General features: G+C 71.5%; 11 protein-coding genes. 7 read left to right on the top strand and 4 right to left on the bottom strand.

The genetic code is table 11. From position 1 onward, the window contains the following. Positions 1-224: 224 nt before the first annotated feature. The 6 genes from SH922_RS13215 (at position 225) to SH922_RS13190 (ending at position 6,201) form a co-directional block, all read left to right on the top strand. Positions 225-521 (top strand): hypothetical protein, encoded by a 297-nt coding sequence (locus SH922_RS13215; RefSeq protein WP_393058161.1) that lies wholly within the window; start codon positions 225-227, stop codon positions 519-521. Next, positions 522-2,753, top strand: a complete 2,232-nt coding sequence (gene malQ, locus SH922_RS13210; protein ID WP_393058160.1) for a 4-alpha-glucanotransferase — start codon at positions 522-524, stop codon at positions 2,751-2,753. 20 nt (positions 2,754-2,773) lie between these two features. Then, a complete protein-coding gene (locus tag SH922_RS13205) occupies positions 2,774-3,004 on the top strand; it encodes a hypothetical protein (RefSeq protein ID WP_326736202.1) in 231 nt (76 codons plus the stop codon). A 116-nt stretch (positions 3,005-3,120) separates the two neighbouring features. Next, positions 3,121-4,041: a LysR family transcriptional regulator gene (locus tag SH922_RS13200; protein ID WP_393058159.1), complete on the top strand. Its 921-nt coding sequence runs from the start codon at positions 3,121-3,123 to the stop codon at positions 4,039-4,041. 57 nt (positions 4,042-4,098) lie between these two features. Then, positions 4,099-5,238, top strand: coding sequence for an allantoicase (gene alc / locus SH922_RS13195; protein ID WP_393058158.1), 1,140 nt, complete (start codon positions 4,099-4,101; stop codon positions 5,236-5,238). Positions 5,239-5,739: 501 nt separating this feature from the next. Beyond that, a complete protein-coding gene (locus tag SH922_RS13190; protein WP_393058157.1) occupies positions 5,740-6,201 on the top strand; it encodes a hypothetical protein in 462 nt (153 codons plus the stop codon). Positions 6,202-6,274: 73 nt separating this feature from the next. On the opposite strand, the gene pepN is transcribed toward SH922_RS13190, so the two are convergent. Beyond that, positions 6,275-8,851 (bottom strand): aminopeptidase N, encoded by a 2,577-nt coding sequence (gene pepN, locus SH922_RS13185; protein WP_393058156.1) that lies wholly within the window; start codon positions 8,849-8,851, stop codon positions 6,275-6,277. 112 nt (positions 8,852-8,963) lie between these two features. Between pepN and SH922_RS13180 the strand changes: the two genes are divergently transcribed. Beyond that, a complete protein-coding gene (locus SH922_RS13180; RefSeq protein WP_393058155.1) occupies positions 8,964-9,467 on the top strand; it encodes a DUF1203 domain-containing protein in 504 nt (167 codons plus the stop codon). Positions 9,468-9,540: 73 nt separating this feature from the next. On the opposite strand, the gene SH922_RS13175 is transcribed toward SH922_RS13180, so the two are convergent. From SH922_RS13175 to SH922_RS13165, 3 genes are all read right to left on the bottom strand, one after another. Then, on the bottom strand, positions 9,541-10,569 hold the full coding sequence (locus SH922_RS13175; protein WP_393058154.1) for an aspartate-semialdehyde dehydrogenase: 1,029 nt from the start codon (positions 10,567-10,569) through the stop codon (positions 9,541-9,543). A gap of 178 nt (positions 10,570-10,747) precedes the next feature. After that, entirely contained in the window at positions 10,748-14,059 is a 3,312-nt protein-coding gene (locus tag SH922_RS13170) for a S8 family serine peptidase (RefSeq protein WP_393058153.1), read from the bottom strand. A 176-nt stretch (positions 14,060-14,235) separates the two neighbouring features. Further along, positions 14,236-15,303 (bottom strand): hypothetical protein, encoded by a 1,068-nt coding sequence (locus SH922_RS13165; RefSeq protein ID WP_393058152.1) that lies wholly within the window; start codon positions 15,301-15,303, stop codon positions 14,236-14,238. Between the last annotated feature and the right edge of the window lie 86 nt (positions 15,304-15,389).

Here is a 15,389-nt window from a genome sequence, read left to right as displayed (position 1 = left end):
ATGCCCGCTATGTCGGGTGGCGTGAAGGGTGCGCCGTGATCAGCGGTGCACGCGAAAGACAGCGCCGAATGGCCGAAATCAGCGGACGTCTTACGGATAACCGGCCCCCGGGGAACGGATTGTGACCCGGAGCACGTTGAACTCGTTGTCATAACGCCTACGTCTGCGGCCGCGTCCGCTGGGTAGGCCTGCTGTGTCCTGTTCCCCACGGCCAGGAGGCCACCATGCCCGCCGCAGCGCAGCTTCTGCTCTCCGCCCTGACCCAACAGGTGCCGGGTGCCCTGACCGAACAGGCGCCGGGTCCCGCCCCGCTGATCAGCGCGTGCCCGGCCACCGTTCCCGGCCCCGGCCCACTCACCAGCGAAGCGCCGCTGGCCGACGCCATACCCCTGACCAGCGAGCCCCCGCTCGCCGATGCCACACCACTGACCAGCGAACCCCCGCTCGCCGTCCTCGCCCCGCTGACCAGCGAGCCGGCTTCCTCCGGCAGCGCTCGGGGCATGGAGTCCCCAGGAGTCTGAATGGGCTTGTCCCGGCTCGCCGCACTGCACGGCGTCGCCACCTCCTTCTCCCCGTCCGCCGATGTCACGGTGCCCGTCCCCGAGGGCACGGTCGTCGAGGTGCTCGCCGCGCTCGGTGTCGACGCCGCCACGCCGGAAGCGGTACTGGAGGCGCTCGCCGCCGCCGAGTCCGCGGCCGGCTCCCGGCTGCTCCCGGCCACGCTGGTGGTGTGGACCGGGGAGCCGCTGCCCCCGGACCTGACCGCACTGCCGCCCGGCACGGTGCTGACGGTCCGTCCGGAGGAGCCCGCTCCGGCCCCGCCGCCGCCGATGCACATCCCCGCCGGGGGTACCGTTCCGGCCGTTTCCGGCCCGGGCGCCGTCCGGGCCGCCGCGGACCCCGGAACGCCGGGCGCAGGCACCCCCGCGACACGTGGGACGGCCCCGCCGCGAACCCCCGCCGTGCCCGGCTGGTGGGCCGAACCGCCGCTGGGGGTGCACCGGCTGACCGTCCGCGCGCCGGGTGCGCCGGCCGAGACCTGCACGCTCGTGGTGGCCCCGGCCCGGGTCCCGCAGCCGCCCGGGCGCAGCCACGGCTTCCTCGTCCAGCTCTACTCCCTGCTCTCCGCCCGCTCCTGGGGCATGGGCGACCTCGGTGACCTCGCCGACCTCGCCTCCTGGTCCGGGCGCTCCCTCGGCGCCGGCTTCGTCCAGGTCAACCCGCTGCACGCCGCGGTCCTCGGCACCCCCACCGACCCCTCGCCCTACCGCCCGTCCTCGCGGCGTTTCCCCGACCCCGTGCACCTGCACATCGAGTCCGTCCCGGAGTACGGGCACGCGCCCGACCCGGCCGCCCTCGACGAGCTGCGCCGCCGCGCCGCAGAGCTCAGCGACGCCGTGCTGAACAAGGGCGCCCTGATCGACCGGGACGCCGTCTGGGCGCTCAAGCGGCAGGCCCTCGACATCCTCGTCGCCGTCCCCCTCACACCCGGCCGGCGCGCCGCCTACTGCGACTTCCTCGCCGAGCAGGGGCAGGCCCTGGAGGACCACGCCCTGTGGTGCGCCCTCGCCGAGGTGCACGGCTCCGACTGGCACACCTGGCCGGCCGGCCTGCGCGACCCCCGCTCCAAGGAGACCGCCCGCGCCCGCGCCGAACTGCTGGACCGGGTCGACTTCCACTGCCGGCTCGCCTGGCTGACCGACGCTCAGCTCGCCGCGGCCCAGCGCGTCGCGAAGGACGCCGGGATGGCCGTCGGGATCGTCCACGACCTCGCCGTGGGTGTGCACCCCGGAGGCGCCGACACCTGGGCCCAGCAGGACGCCTTCGCGCACGGCATGTCCGTCGGCGCACCCCCGGACGCCTTCAACGCCCGCGGCCAGGACTGGGGGCTGCCGCCCTGGAGACCCGACGCGCTCGCCGCGTCCGGCTACGCCCCGTACCGAGGACTGCTGCGCGGGCTCCTCGCCCATGCCGGTGCCCTGCGCATCGACCACGTCATGGGTCTGTTCCGGCTCTGGTGGGTGCCCGAGGGGCGCCCGCCCACCGAGGGCACCTACGTCAGCCACGACGCGGAGGCGATGCTCGCCGTCCTCGTCCTGGAGGCCCACCGCGCCGGCACCGTCGTCATAGGGGAGGACCTCGGCACCGTGGAACCGGGCGTCCGCGAGGCACTCGCCCGCCGCGGCGTCCTCGGCACCTCCGTGCTCTGGTTCGAGCGGGACTGGTCGGGCACCGGCCGCCCGCTCGCCCCCGAGGAATGGCGCGAGGACTGCCTGGCCACCGCCACCACCCACGACCTGCCGTCCACCGCCGCCCGGCTGACCGGCGACCATGTGGCGCTGCGCCACCGCCTCGGCCTGCTCACCCGCCCGCTGGACGAGGAGCGCACCGAGGACGGCACCGACACCGCGGAGTGGCTCGGCCTGCTCTCCCGCCTCGGCATGCTCCCCGAGGGCGGCGGCGACGAGGAGGCCGCCGTCCGCGCCGTCCACCGCTTCCTGCTGCGCACCCCCGCTCGCATGGCCGGGGTCTGGCTCCCGGACACGATCGGCGACCGCCGCCCGCAGAACCTGCCGGGCACCTGGGACCAGTACCCCAACTGGCGGCTGCCCATCGCCGACGCCGAGGGCCATCCGGTCACCCTGGAGGAACTCGCCGCCTCACCCCGGCTGCACCGGCTGATGGAAGTCCTCAGACCTCGCCAGGAGCCCCCGAGGACCCGTACGGCACCCCCGGGCGAGCGGCCCTCGTAGGCGTTCGCTACGTTTGCACCGTGGACAAGAAGAACGCTATGCGCGCCGGCGCCGTCGCCGCCGGAACGACGCTGATGATGCTGCTGATGTCGTCCCCCGCGCTCGCGCTCACCCGCGACGACGGCGACGACCCCGGTCCGGGCCTGAGCGTGATCGACACGATCGGTCTGTTCGTCGTGGCGCCGATCGCCCTGTTCGCGGTCATCGCGGGCCTGGTCATGGTCCTCGACAAGTCCAAGAAGCAGGCCTGAGGGCTGCTCAGGACACCCCGGACATCCCGGGTGCGCCGCCGGTACAGAGGTACCGCGCGGCGCATTCGCATGTCCGGACCCGGGGCGGAGCCCAGCGCGCCCGGTAGGTTGCGGCCATGATCGAGTGGGACGTCAAGAAGCTCCGCATCCTGCGCACCCTGCGCGACCGGGGCACCGTCACCGCGGCCGCCGAGGCGCTGTTGATGACTCCGTCGGCCGTCTCCCAGCAGCTCTCCAACCTCTCCAGGCAGCTCGGCGTACCGCTTCTGGAGGCGCAGGGACGGCGCGTCCGCCTGACCGACGCCGCCCATCTGGTGCTGCGGCACGCCGAGGCGGTCTTCGCCCAACTGGAGCGCGCCGACGCCGAACTGACCGGATATCTGCACGGCGAGGCAGGCGAGGTGCGGATCGCGGCGTTCGCCACCGCCGTCCCCGCCCTGGTCGTGCCCGCCGTGCAGGCGCTGCGTGACGAGGACCGCCCGGGGCCGGACGTGCGGGTCCGGGAGGCCGAGGCGGCGCAGGCGTACGAACTCCTCGTCGCCGGTGAGGTGGACCTGGCCCTCTCGCTGGCCGCCCACGCCCCGACCGCCCGTGACCCCCGGTTCGCCGTGCTGCCGCTGCTCGCCGACCCGCTGGACGTGGCGCTGCCGGCCGGCCACCGGCTCGCCGCCGAGCCCGGGCTGCGGCTGGCGGACCTGTCCGCCGAGCCGTGGATCTTCGGCGGATCGGGACCCTGGTCAGAGATCACCACGGCCGCGTGCGAGGCCGCGGGCTTCGTCCCGGAGCAGGCGCACAGCGCCTCCGGCTGGACGGCGATCCTCGCCATGGTCGAGGCGGACATGGGGGTCGCGCTGATCCCGCGCATGGCGTCGGCGGAGCGGCAGGGCCGGGACGGTGTGGTGATGCGGGTCCTCGGCGAGGACCGGCCCCGTCGCCATGTGGTGGCCGCGGTCCGGCAGGGCGCCGAGCAGGGCCCGGCGGTGGCCCGGGTGCTTGAGGCGCTGCGCGAGGCCGCGAAACCGTTCAGTCAGCCTTAAAGTTTCATGCGAAAACTTTCGATGGACCTAACGGCTCCGTCGTACGACAGTGAACGCATGACCTTCGAACAGAATGAGAACCGCCACGACGACCCCCACGCCAACGACGCGGCCCCGTACGGCGGCGGTGACCCGTACGCCGACTACCGCACCACCGACCTCCCCTTCACCGAGCTCATCGACCTCGCCGACCGCCGCCTCGGCGCAGGCGTGATCGCCGCCAACGACGAGTTCTTCGCCCAGCGCGAGAACCTCCTGGTCCGGGAGCGTGCGGTCTTCGACCCCGAGCACTTCGGTCACAAGGGCAAGATCATGGACGGCTGGGAAACCCGCCGCCGGCGCGGCGCGGACGCCGCCCACCCGTTCCCCGCCCCGGACGAGCACGACTGGGCCCTGATCCGCCTCGGCGCCCCCGGCATCATCCGCGGCATCGTCGTCGACACGGCCCACTTCCGCGGCAACTACCCGCAGCGCGTCTCGGTCCAGGCCACGTCCGTCGAGGGCTCGCCCGGCCCCGCCGAACTCCTCGCCGACGACGTGAAGTGGGAGGAGATCGTCCCGCCGACCCCCGTACGCGGCCACGCCGCCAACGGCTTCGAGATCACCGGCGGCCGCCGCTGCACCCACCTCCGGCTCTGCCAGCACCCCGACGGCGGCATCGCCCGCCTCCGGGTGCACGGCGAGGTGCTCCCCGACCCGTCCTGGCTCGCCACACTCGGCACGTTCGACCTGATCTCGGTCCTGAACGGCGGCAGTTACGAGGACGCCTCGGACCGCTTCTACTCCTCGCCGACCCAGATCATCCTGCCCGGCACGTCCCGCAAGATGGACGACGGCTGGGAGAACCGCCGCCGTCGCGTCCGCGACACCAACGACTGGGTCCGCTTCCGGCTGCCCGCCCAGGGCGCGGTCCGCGCGGTCGAGATCGACACGGCCTACCTCAAGGGAAACGCGGCCGGCTGGATCGCCCTCCAGGGCCGCAACGGTGAGACGGGCGAGTGGTTCGAGATCATCCCGCGCACCGGGCTCCAGCCCGACACCCTGCACCGCTTCCCGCTCCGCGCCCAGGCCGTCGTCACTCACGTCCGGCTCGACGCCTTCCCCGACGGCGGCGTGGCCAGGATGCGTCTGCACGGCTCGCTGACGGAGTCGGGCGCGGCCGAACTGGCCCACCGCCACGAGGAGTCGGGCGGCTGAGAGCGGTACCGCAATCCCTGCTCCCGCCCGGCGGACGGCTGCGCTGCGGCGCCCGCCCGCCGGGCGGGTCTCCACGCCCCTCCCGGCCCTAGGGTTTTTCGTTTGGATCAGGCCGGATCAGGGAGCGGGCTCCGGCGCCGTGCATCGCAAGGCGGAGGAGGGAGTCATGGCGGAGCCATGCCGACTGACGACAACGCCGCGAGGTGCGGCGCCAGAGCCCGCGAGCCCGGCATGATCCAAACGAGAGGCCCTAAGGGCTGTCCCGCAATTCCTGGCGGGCGCGCGACGACAGCTACGGCACCTCGCGGCGTTGTCGGAACGCCCGAATACATCCAGTATTCGGGCGTCCCTCCGCCTTGCGATGCACCGCATCTGACGCCGCGCGCTGATCCACCAGGAATTACGGGACAGCCCCTAGGGGGACGCCCGGGGAAAGGCCCCGAAGGACGGACTAGTCTGCCCACGGTCGGTCCCGTTACTTCGCTCCCGTGGGGATGGCAGATGGCAGAGCTCGTGCTGTGCACCGGACTGGATCCTGACGAACCGGAGTCCGTGACGCTCGTCGTGATCGTCGCCGAGGGAAGGGCCCCGGACGAGGACGCCGTCGCGAGGCTCGGACTCTACGGATACGAAGGCGACGGCTGCCTCTGCTTCGTGCGGACGGACGGCTGGGCCGAGCGGCGGCTGGACGGCGAGCTGCTGACCGTGGACATCGTCGCGTACCCCGTCGTGCTGAAGGGCCTTGAGGCCGCCGAGGACCGGTTCCCCGAACGGTCGGCGGCCGATCCGGAGGCGGTGCGGCTCCTGCGGGTGAGCGCACGGGTCAGCCCCGGTACGTACGCACAGGCCGCGGACATCACCGCCGTACTGACCGCACCCGCCGGGACGCCGGCCGAACAGGTCCTGGCGGAAGCCCGGTCGGGCGAGCACTGGCCGCTCATCCTGGCGCCGCAGCCGGAGTGATCCGGTCACGGCCTGAACGCGAAGGGGCGCCCCCCGAAGGAGGCGCCCCTCACCTGTGCGGTGGTTGCGGCACTTACGCGGTCGCCGCCTCCGCGTCCGCCGAACGGGCCTTCAGCGCACGCTCCACACCCGACCGGGACTCCGACATCAGCCGGCGCAGCGCGGCGCCCGGTTCGGCCGAGGCCAGCCAGGCGTCCGTGGCGTCCAGGGTCTCCTGCGAGACATGGAGCGCCGGGTAGAGACCGATGGCGACCTGCTGCGCCATCTCGTGGCTCCGCGAGTCCCAGACGTCCTTCACCGCGGCGAAGAACTTCTCCGCGTACGGGGCCAGCAGCTCGCGCTGGTCGGTCTGGACGAAGCCGCCGATGACCGCCTCCTGGAGGGAGTTCGGCAGCTTGTCGGACTCGACGACCGAGGCCCACGCCTCGGCCTTCGCCTCCTGGGAGGGACGCGCCGCACGGGCGGCGGCCGCGTGGCGCTCGCCCGCCGCGGTCCGGTCGCGCGCGTACTCGGCGTCGATCTCCTCGTCGTCGAGCAGACCGGTGGCGGCCAGCCGTTCGACGAAGGCCCAGCGCAGCTCGGTGTCGACGGCCAGGCCCTCGATCGTCTCGGTGCCATCGAGCAGCGCCTGCAGCAGATCGAGCTGCTGCGGGTTGCGGGCCGTGGCCGCGAAGGCGCGGGCCCAGGCCAGCTGGTGGTCGCTGCCAGGCTCGGCCGCACGCAGGTGCGCGAGCGTCGCCTCGGTCCACCGGGTCAGACCCGCCTCGCGCCACTCCGGCGCCGCGTACATGTCCAGCGCCATCTTCACCTGACGGTGCAGCGACTGCACGACGCCGATGTCCGACTCCTTGCCCACCCCGGACAGGACGAGCGAGAGGTAGTCGCGCGTGGCCAGTTCGCCGTCACGGGTCATGTCCCAGGCGGACGCCCAGCACAGAGCCCGCGGCAGCGACTCGGTGAAGTCGCCCAGGTGCTCCGTGACGACCCGCAGCGACTCCGCGTCGAGGCGGACCTTCGCGTACGAGAGGTCGTCGTCGTTGAGGAGGATGACGGCAGGGCGCGCGGTGCCGGCCGGGAACGGCACGGTGGTGCGCTCGCCCTCGACGTCCAGCTCGATCCGGTCGGTACGGACCAGCTTGCCGGCCCCGTCCAGGTCGTAGCAGCCGATGGCGATCCGGTGCGGCCGCAGCGTCGATTCACCCTTCGCCCCTGCGGGCAGCGCGGGCGCCTCCTGCAGGACGGTGAACGAGGTGACGTGACCGTTCGCGTCCGTCTCGATCTCCGGGCGCAGGATGTTGATGCCGGCCGTCTCCAGCCACGCCTTCGACCAGGTCTTCAGGTCGCGGCCGGAGGTCTCCTCCAGCGCGCCCAGCAGGTCGGACAGGCGCGTGTTGCCGAACGCGTGCGCCTTGAAGTACGCCTGGACGCCCTTGAAGAACGCGTCCATGCCGACGTACGCCACCAGCTGCTTCAGGACCGAGGCGCCCTTGGCGTACGTGATGCCGTCGAAGTTGACCAGGACGTCGTCCAGGTCACGGATGTCCGCCATGATCGGGTGTGTCGACGGCAGCTGGTCCTGGCGGTACGCCCACGTCTTCATGGAGTTGGCGAACGTGGTCCAGGAATGAGGCCACTGCGATCCGTCGGCGTACGCAAGGCAGGCGACCGCGGTGTAGGTGGCGAACGACTCGTTCAGCCACAGGTCGTTCCACCACTCCATGGTGACGAGGTCGCCGAACCACATGTGGGCCAGCTCGTGCAGGATCGTGTCGGCCCGCGTCTCGTAGGCCGCGTCCGTCACCTTGGAGCGGAAGACGTACTGGTCGCGGATGGTGACCGCGCCCGCGTTCTCCATCGCACCGGCGTTGAACTCCGGGACGAAGAGCTGGTCGTACTTGGCGAAGGGGTACGCGTAGTCGAACTTCTCCTGGAACCAGTCGAAGCCCATCCGGGTCACGTCGAAGATCGCGTCCGCGTCGAGGTACTCGGCGAGCGAGGGGCGGCAGTAGATGCCGAGCGGGACGGACTGGCCGTCCTTCTCGTAGCTGCTGTGCACCGAGTGGTACGGACCCACGATCAGCGCCGTGATGTACGAGGAGATGCGCGGCGTCGGCTCGAAGGACCAGACGTCGTCCTTGGGCTCCGGCGTCGGCGAGTTGGAGATCACGGTCCAGCCGGACGGGGCCTTCACGGTGAACCGGAAGGTCGCCTTCAGGTCGGGCTGCTCGAAGCTCGCGAAGACGCGGCGCGCGTCCGGGACCTCGAACTGGGTGTACAGGTAAGCCTGCTCGTCGACCGGATCGACGAAGCGGTGCAGACCCTCACCCGTGTTGGTGTACGAGCAGTCGGCGACGACCTTCAGCTCGTTGGAGCCCGCCACCAGGTGCGGCAGGGTGATGCGCGAATCGCGGAACACGGCCGCGACGTCCAGGGCCTTGCCGTTCAGCTCGACCTCGTGCACCGCAGGGGCGACCAGGTCGATGAAGGTCTCCGCACCGGCTTCGGCGGAGTCGAAGCGCACGACGGTGACGGACCGGTAGGTCCCGCCCTCCTGCGCTCCGGAGAGGTCGAGATCGATCTCGTACGCGTCCACGGTCAGCAGGCGCGCCCGCTCCTGTGCCTCTTCGCGGGTCAGATTCGTGCCAGGCACGCGGTCATCTCCTTGATATGTGATGTTTCCCGCCATCCTTCCACGTGGCCCCTGTCAGAGCGATGTCCGTTTTCCGCCGGACCGCGCCGGGCGGGCGGGCCATTCTCGTCATATGACCAGTTACGAGGCACGCGCGATCGACCCGGCCGCGCTGAAGGAACTCCGGGACACCGACGACGCGGGACGCGCCTGCGTCCCGTACACCGCCACGGACGCGGGCAGCCCGCTGCGCTGCTGCCTGCGGGGCAACGAGGTGGGGGAGGAGATCGCCCTCGTTTCGTACGCTCCGCTGCGGCGCTGGGCGGCCGCGACCTGGGCCCGCCCCGGTGCGTACGACGAGCAGGGCCCGGTCTTCATCCACGCCGAGGAGTGCGGGGGACCCGACGCCGGCCGGCCCGGCTACCCGTTCTCGCGGGCGGGCGCGCTGCGCACCGTCCGCCGCTACAACGCGGAGGGACACATCGTGGGCGGCCGGCTGATGGAGATCCCGGCGGACGAGGAGCGCGGCTTCGACGAGGCGATCGCGGAGGCCTTCGCCGCCCCGGAGGTGGCGCTGGTGCACGTCAGGGCCGTGGAGTACGGCTGCTGGCACTTCGAGGTCCGCCGACCGAACTGAAGCCCCTCCGGCGACTGAGGAGCGGGGGTCCGGGAGCGGAGCCCCCGGACCCCCGCGGGAGGGCTGAACGCGGTCAGCCCGCGAGCTCCGCCGCCACCAGCTCCGCGATCTGCACCGCGTTCAGCGCAGCACCCTTGCGCAGGTTGTCGTTGGAGACGAACAGGGCCAGACCGTGCTCCACGGTCTCGTCGACCCGGATGCGCCCGACGAAGGACGCGTCCTGGCCGGCCGCCTGGAGCGGGGTGGGGATCTCCGAGAGTTCGACGCCCGGCGCGTCCTTCAGCAGCTCGTACGCGCGCTCCACGCTGATGGGACGGGCGAAACGGGCGTTGACCTGGAGCGAGTGGCCGGAGAAGACCGGGACCCGGACGCAGGTGCCGGACACCTTCAGCTCCGGGATCTCCAGGATCTTGCGGGACTCGTTGCGGAGCTTCTGCTCCTCGTCCGTCTCGAAGGACCCGTCGTCGACGATGGAACCGGCCAGCGGCAGCACGTTGAAGGCGATGGGGCGCTTGTAGACACCCGGCTCGGGGAAGTCGACGGCTCCGCCGTCGTGGGTGAGCTTGTCGGCGTCGGCGACGACCTTGGAGGCCTGGCCGTGCAGCTCGGCGACGCCGGCCACTCCGGAGCCGGACACCGCCTGGTACGTGGCGACGGTCAGCGTCTCCAGGCCGGCCTCTTCGTGCAGCGGGCGCAGCACGGGCATGGCGGCCATCGTGGTGCAGTTCGGGTTGGCGATGATGCCCTTGGGGCGGTTCGCGATCGCGTGCGGGTTGACCTCGGAGACGACCAGCGGGACCTCGGGGTCCTTGCGCCATGCGGAGGAGTTGTCGATCACGACGGCGCCCTGTGCGGCGACCTTCTCGGCGAGCGCCTTCGACGTCGAGCCGCCGGCCGAGAAGAGCACGATGTCCAGGCCCGTGTAGTCGGCCGTGGAGGCGTCCTCGACGGTGATGTCGGTGCCCTCGTAGGCGATGGTGGAGCCCGCGGAGCGTGCGGAGGCGAAGAGCCGCAGTTCGGCGACCGGGAACTTCCGCTCGGCCAGGATGCTGCGCATGACTGTGCCGACCTGACCGGTGGCGCCGACGATTCCGACCTTCACGGGGACTCCTTCAAACGTACGAACGGGCACGGTTGCCGCTCCATGATGCGTATGTCCACGGCTTCCTTGTCCAATCCATTGTCCGACCTGCGGACGGGGTGCGGACAGCGCAGTGGGGCGGGCGCCCGTTGAGCGCCCGCCCCACTGTCGTACGGATCACATGGTCACCGCGATGCGGCTACGGCGTGACCTTCTCGATCACGACGCTGCCGGTGCCCGCGGCGGTGCCGCGCGCGTTGACCAGCTGGACCTCGCCGAAGAACTGCCGGCCCTCGGGGGCCGCCCCGGCGACCGCGACCTCGGCACCGACCTGGGCCGATGCGCCGGAGGCCAGGTCGACGGCCTTCGACTCGTCGACGTTGATCGCACCGAGCGACGGCGAGTAGTACACGTCGCGGTAGTCGTACTCGGTGGTGCCGGCCGGGACGTCGTACCCGTCGATGACGACCGTGTACGTGCCCGCGGCGGGCTTCAGCAGACTGACGGCCTCCTCGGAGCCGGCCGTGGTGGAGGCACCCACCTGGGCCGCGCCCTTGTAGACGTACAGGTCCAGGTCGGCGTTGGCGTCCGAGGTGCCGCCGATGGCGACGTCCAGCTTCTCGACGCCCTCACCGATGGTGACCTCCTTGACGTACTCGCCGCCCGTGGAGATCGACGGACGCTCGACGTCGGCCGAGCCCAGCGAGCCGCCCTTGAGCTTGCCCGCCAGGTCACCCGCGTTGTTGGTGACCGTCCAGTTCACCGCGGCCGGGGTGCCGATCTTCGCCTCGGCGATGGTCTGCACCGCCGGGTCGAAGGTCGCGCCGAGCAGCGAGACATCCAGCTTGTACGGGTTGTCGAGCAGCGGCGACGTGCGCCGGGCCTCGACCTCGATCTCCCAGACACCGGCCTGCGGGTCGGCGTACGAGCGCACGTCGGGGCGGCAGGTGTTGGCCGGGTTCTCGTAGTTCGGGTAGCAGAACGGCGTCCCGCTGTCCTCCACCGCGACCCCGTACGGGTGGATGGAGATGAAGCGGGTCTGGCTGCCCGAGCGCAGGGCGCTCATGGCGACCTCAAGGGTCTTGGAGCCCTCCGGCACGTTCACGAAGTACGACGTGGTGCCGTTGCGCTGCACCGAGCCGGACGCCGTGTACGCGTAACCCGGCTTCACCAGGTCCTTGGCGACGACGACCGTCGTCAGGATCTGCTGGTCCACACCGGAGGTCTTCGCGTCGTCGAGCTGCAGGATCGCGCTGTGCACGCCCGCGCTGCCCGGCTTCGCCTGGACCTTGACCGTCACCGGCTTGCCGAGCGGCAGCGAGACGGTGCTCGGGCCGGTCAGCTTGAAGGTGCCGTCGGAGTACTTCCAGGAGAGCTTGTGCTTGACGTCCTTGTCCGGGCCCGTGGTGCGGGTGACCGTGACGTCGTACGACTTCGTCTGGCCGGCCTTGAGGCCGCCCTCGCGGTCGTACAGGCCGGTGCCGAAGCCCGGGGTCTTCAGCGCGAAGTCGATCGCGGTGTCGACCGGGGCCTTCACCGTGTACTCGTGCGCCGGGGCGCCCTGCTTCTCGATCTGCTTCCAGGCGCCGACGATGTTGATCAGACCGGCACCCTGGGCGTGCGCGGGCACTCCCTTGATCTGGGTGGCGGTGCTGGTCAGCGCGGTGCGCAGATCGGCCGGGGGCAGCTCGATGTGCTTCTGCTTCGCGGCGGACAGCAGCAGTGCGGTCGCGCCGGCGGCCTGCGGGGAGGCCATCGACGTGCCCTGGAGCATGGAGTAGCCGGCCGGGAGCGAGTAGCCGGCCTCCTTGACCGGACCGCCGGGCAGCCAGGTCTGCGTCGAGTTGATCGCCGCGCCGGGGGCCGTCAGGGTCGGCGTGAAGCCGCCGTCCTCACGCGGACCGCGCGAGGAGAACGGCATCATGTCGTACTTCTTGGTGACGCCGGAGCCGTAGTTCGCGGCCCAGGTCTCCTTCGAGATGGACGCGCCGACCGAGATGACGTGGTCGGCGAGGCCGGGGTCACCGATGGTGTTGACGCCCGGACCGTCGTTGCCGGCCGAGATGACCAGCTGGACGCCGTAGATGTCGATGAGGCGCTTGTACAGCTCCGAGCGGGCGTTGTTGCCGTCGTTGAGCGGCGGCAGTCCGCCGATCGACATGTTGACGACGTCGACTCCGCGGTTCACGACGAGGTCGATCATGCCCTCGGTGAGGGCGATGTTGGTGCAGCCGCCGGACCAGGTGCAGGCGCGCGAGGAGACGATCTTCGCGCCGGGCGCGGCACCGCTCATCTTGCCGCCGAACAGGCCGTTGGCAGCGGTGATGCCCGCGACGTGCGTGCCGTGCTCGGACTCGATGACGCCGATGCTGACGTAGTCGGAGGTGTTGCCCGCCGCGTCGTACACGACGTCCTTGCGGGTCTCCACGACGAAGGGGATGCGCTCGACGACGTCGGTCCGCGGGTCGTCCGTACCGAAGTAGGAGACCTGGTGCTTCTCCTTGTACGGCTTCAGGACGGCGTCGTCGGAGAAGTCCGCGTTGTTGTTCAGGTCCACCCGGGTGGTACCGGTGACCGGGTCGTACAGGACGCCCCACGCGTCGGTGGTGTCACCGTCGCGGTTGAGGTCGCCGGCCATGTCGCCACCCTTGGTGGCGGCCTCCTCGAACACGCTGATCTTGTACGAGCCCGCCGGGGCCGAGTAGGTACGGCCGTCGTGCGTGAACGTCGGGCCGGACACGGCGTCCGTCATCTGCAGCCAGGTGCCGTCGTCGTCACTGACCGGGTCGGTGGCCGTCACCCAGTCGGTGATCTTGCGCTCACCGGTGGTGGTCTTCTGCAGCGCGGGGTGGCCGAGGTCGACACCCGAGTCGAGGATGCCGATGGTCACGCCGCGGCCGTCGGCCTTCGGGTGCTGCTTGACGAAGTCGACCGCACCCGTCTCGAAGGACGGGTTGTACGGGTTCTTCGCCGGGGTCTTCTTCCCGGGCGCCGAGTAGGTCCCGGTCGACTTCACCGCGGTCCGGCTGCCGGTCGCCCGGTCGGCCGCGGGAGTCGGGTCGTCCAGAACGATCTCCTGCTTGAGATCGATGCCGTGGACGGAGGTCAGCTTCGAGGCCGCCTTGATGGTGGCCTCGGCGGACGCGGTCGGCACGGTCGCCCGTACGTACCCGAGCTTGTCGTACGCACGCCCCAGCACGGAGCCCTTGACGGCGTCCAGTTGCTTCGTGACCTGCTCGGTCGCACCCGGAGCGGTGGCGACCATCATGGTGATGTTCTTCTCGCCCTTGGCCTCGGCCTTGGCGAGTACATCGGCGTCGGCCGTGCCGAGCTTGTCCGCCGTGGCGTTGCCGGCGGCCGCCTTGACGGGGGCGGTGGCCGGGTCGTCGGCCGCGAAGACGGGAGCGGCGCCGGTGGCGGCCAGTGCGGCCACCAGTCCGGCGGCGGCCGCGACGCGGGCCACGCGTCTCGCCCCGGGTATGTAGCTGGGGGATTCGGAGGTCATCAGCATCCCTGTATGTGAAAGAGAGAGTCCGGAAATCGGTACCGGATGACCGCTCACCCTTTCGTAAATGACAGGGGTTTGTGGAGAGTTGTGAGGGGCGAGTTATGGACATGGCGGACTTCCGCCACTGGGGCCGAAGCGTCACGTGGGACGAAGTGGTGGATACGGGGCGCGTGGGGGCCTCACCTGGGCAGGATCATCACGTACGCGGCCGGTTCGCGGTCGGCCGCCGCCATCAGCGCCGTCCGGACGACGGTCGCCTGCTGCTCCCTCGAGTCACGAAGCTTCATCGGCGCGAGGTTGACGACGGTGACGCCGAGCCTTTCCAGGTGCTCGCGCCGGGCGGTGTACGCGGACCACTCGGCCTCGTGCTCCTCCTGGCGGTGGCCGTCGTCGAGCCGGCTGTGGCGCGGGGCCCTGGTGTCCAGTTCCACGGCGACCGCCTCCTCGGGCCAGTAGGCGTCGACGGCGCCCAGGTGCGGACCGCCGGGCAGTCGCAGGTCCACGTTCCACAGCGGCTCCGGGAGCCCGTGGGCCCGCACCATGTCGTACAGCCGCTCCTCCGCCAGCGCCCGGCCCTCGGCGAGCAGCGAGTCCACGGCGTTCACCACCTGGGGGCGGCCGAGCACCTTGGCGCGGTTCAACTCGCCGACCAGGACGGCAGGTTCGCAGTGGCCGCCGCGGACCGCCTCGGTGAGCAGCCGGCGTACGGCATGGGCGTCCGCGAGACCCGCGACGGCGTCCGCGAGAGCGCGGGCCACCGGCGCCACCGGCATCCCGTCCAGCTGCTCGGGCCGCGGCGGCTCGGACGTCCGCACCAGACGGACGTACCGGACCGACCGCAGCCGGCGGCTGCGGGGCACCAGTACGTCGATGCGGTCCGTGGACACGACGGGTGGCGCGGCGGCGAAGCCGTACAGCGAGAGCGCGGCCAGCCCGGTGACCATCGCCTCGCCGTACCCGGCGTCCGTGCCGCCGGCCTGCGCCGGCACGGTCCGCCGCCCGGAGGCCGGTGGCCGTCCCGCGTACAGCAGGGCCGATCGCAGGCGCTCCCGGCCGCTGAGCGGCCGCGGGTGCAGCACGAAGACGCCGGGCAGTGGCTGCTGCCACGGCCCACCGGTCCGGCACTGCTCGCCGGCCTGTGCGGGGGAGACCCCGAGGGCCTTCAACCGGGCGGCGGACAGGACGCGTTGCCGGACCTCGGAGGTGATGCGGAGGTGGCAGGGGGAGAGCGGGGTGTTCTGGGCCATGCTCCGGTTTATCCCGCCGGTGGCCGAGGCCTTAACCCCTGTTACAGGCCCGTCGACATTTCAGGACAACGCCGTCCTGAAGTACG

This window comes from Streptomyces sp. LN549, assembly GCF_043203805.1.
GTDB lineage: Bacteria > Actinomycetota > Actinomycetes > Streptomycetales > Streptomycetaceae > Streptomyces.
This window is presented reverse-complemented; position numbering and strand designations above follow the sequence as displayed.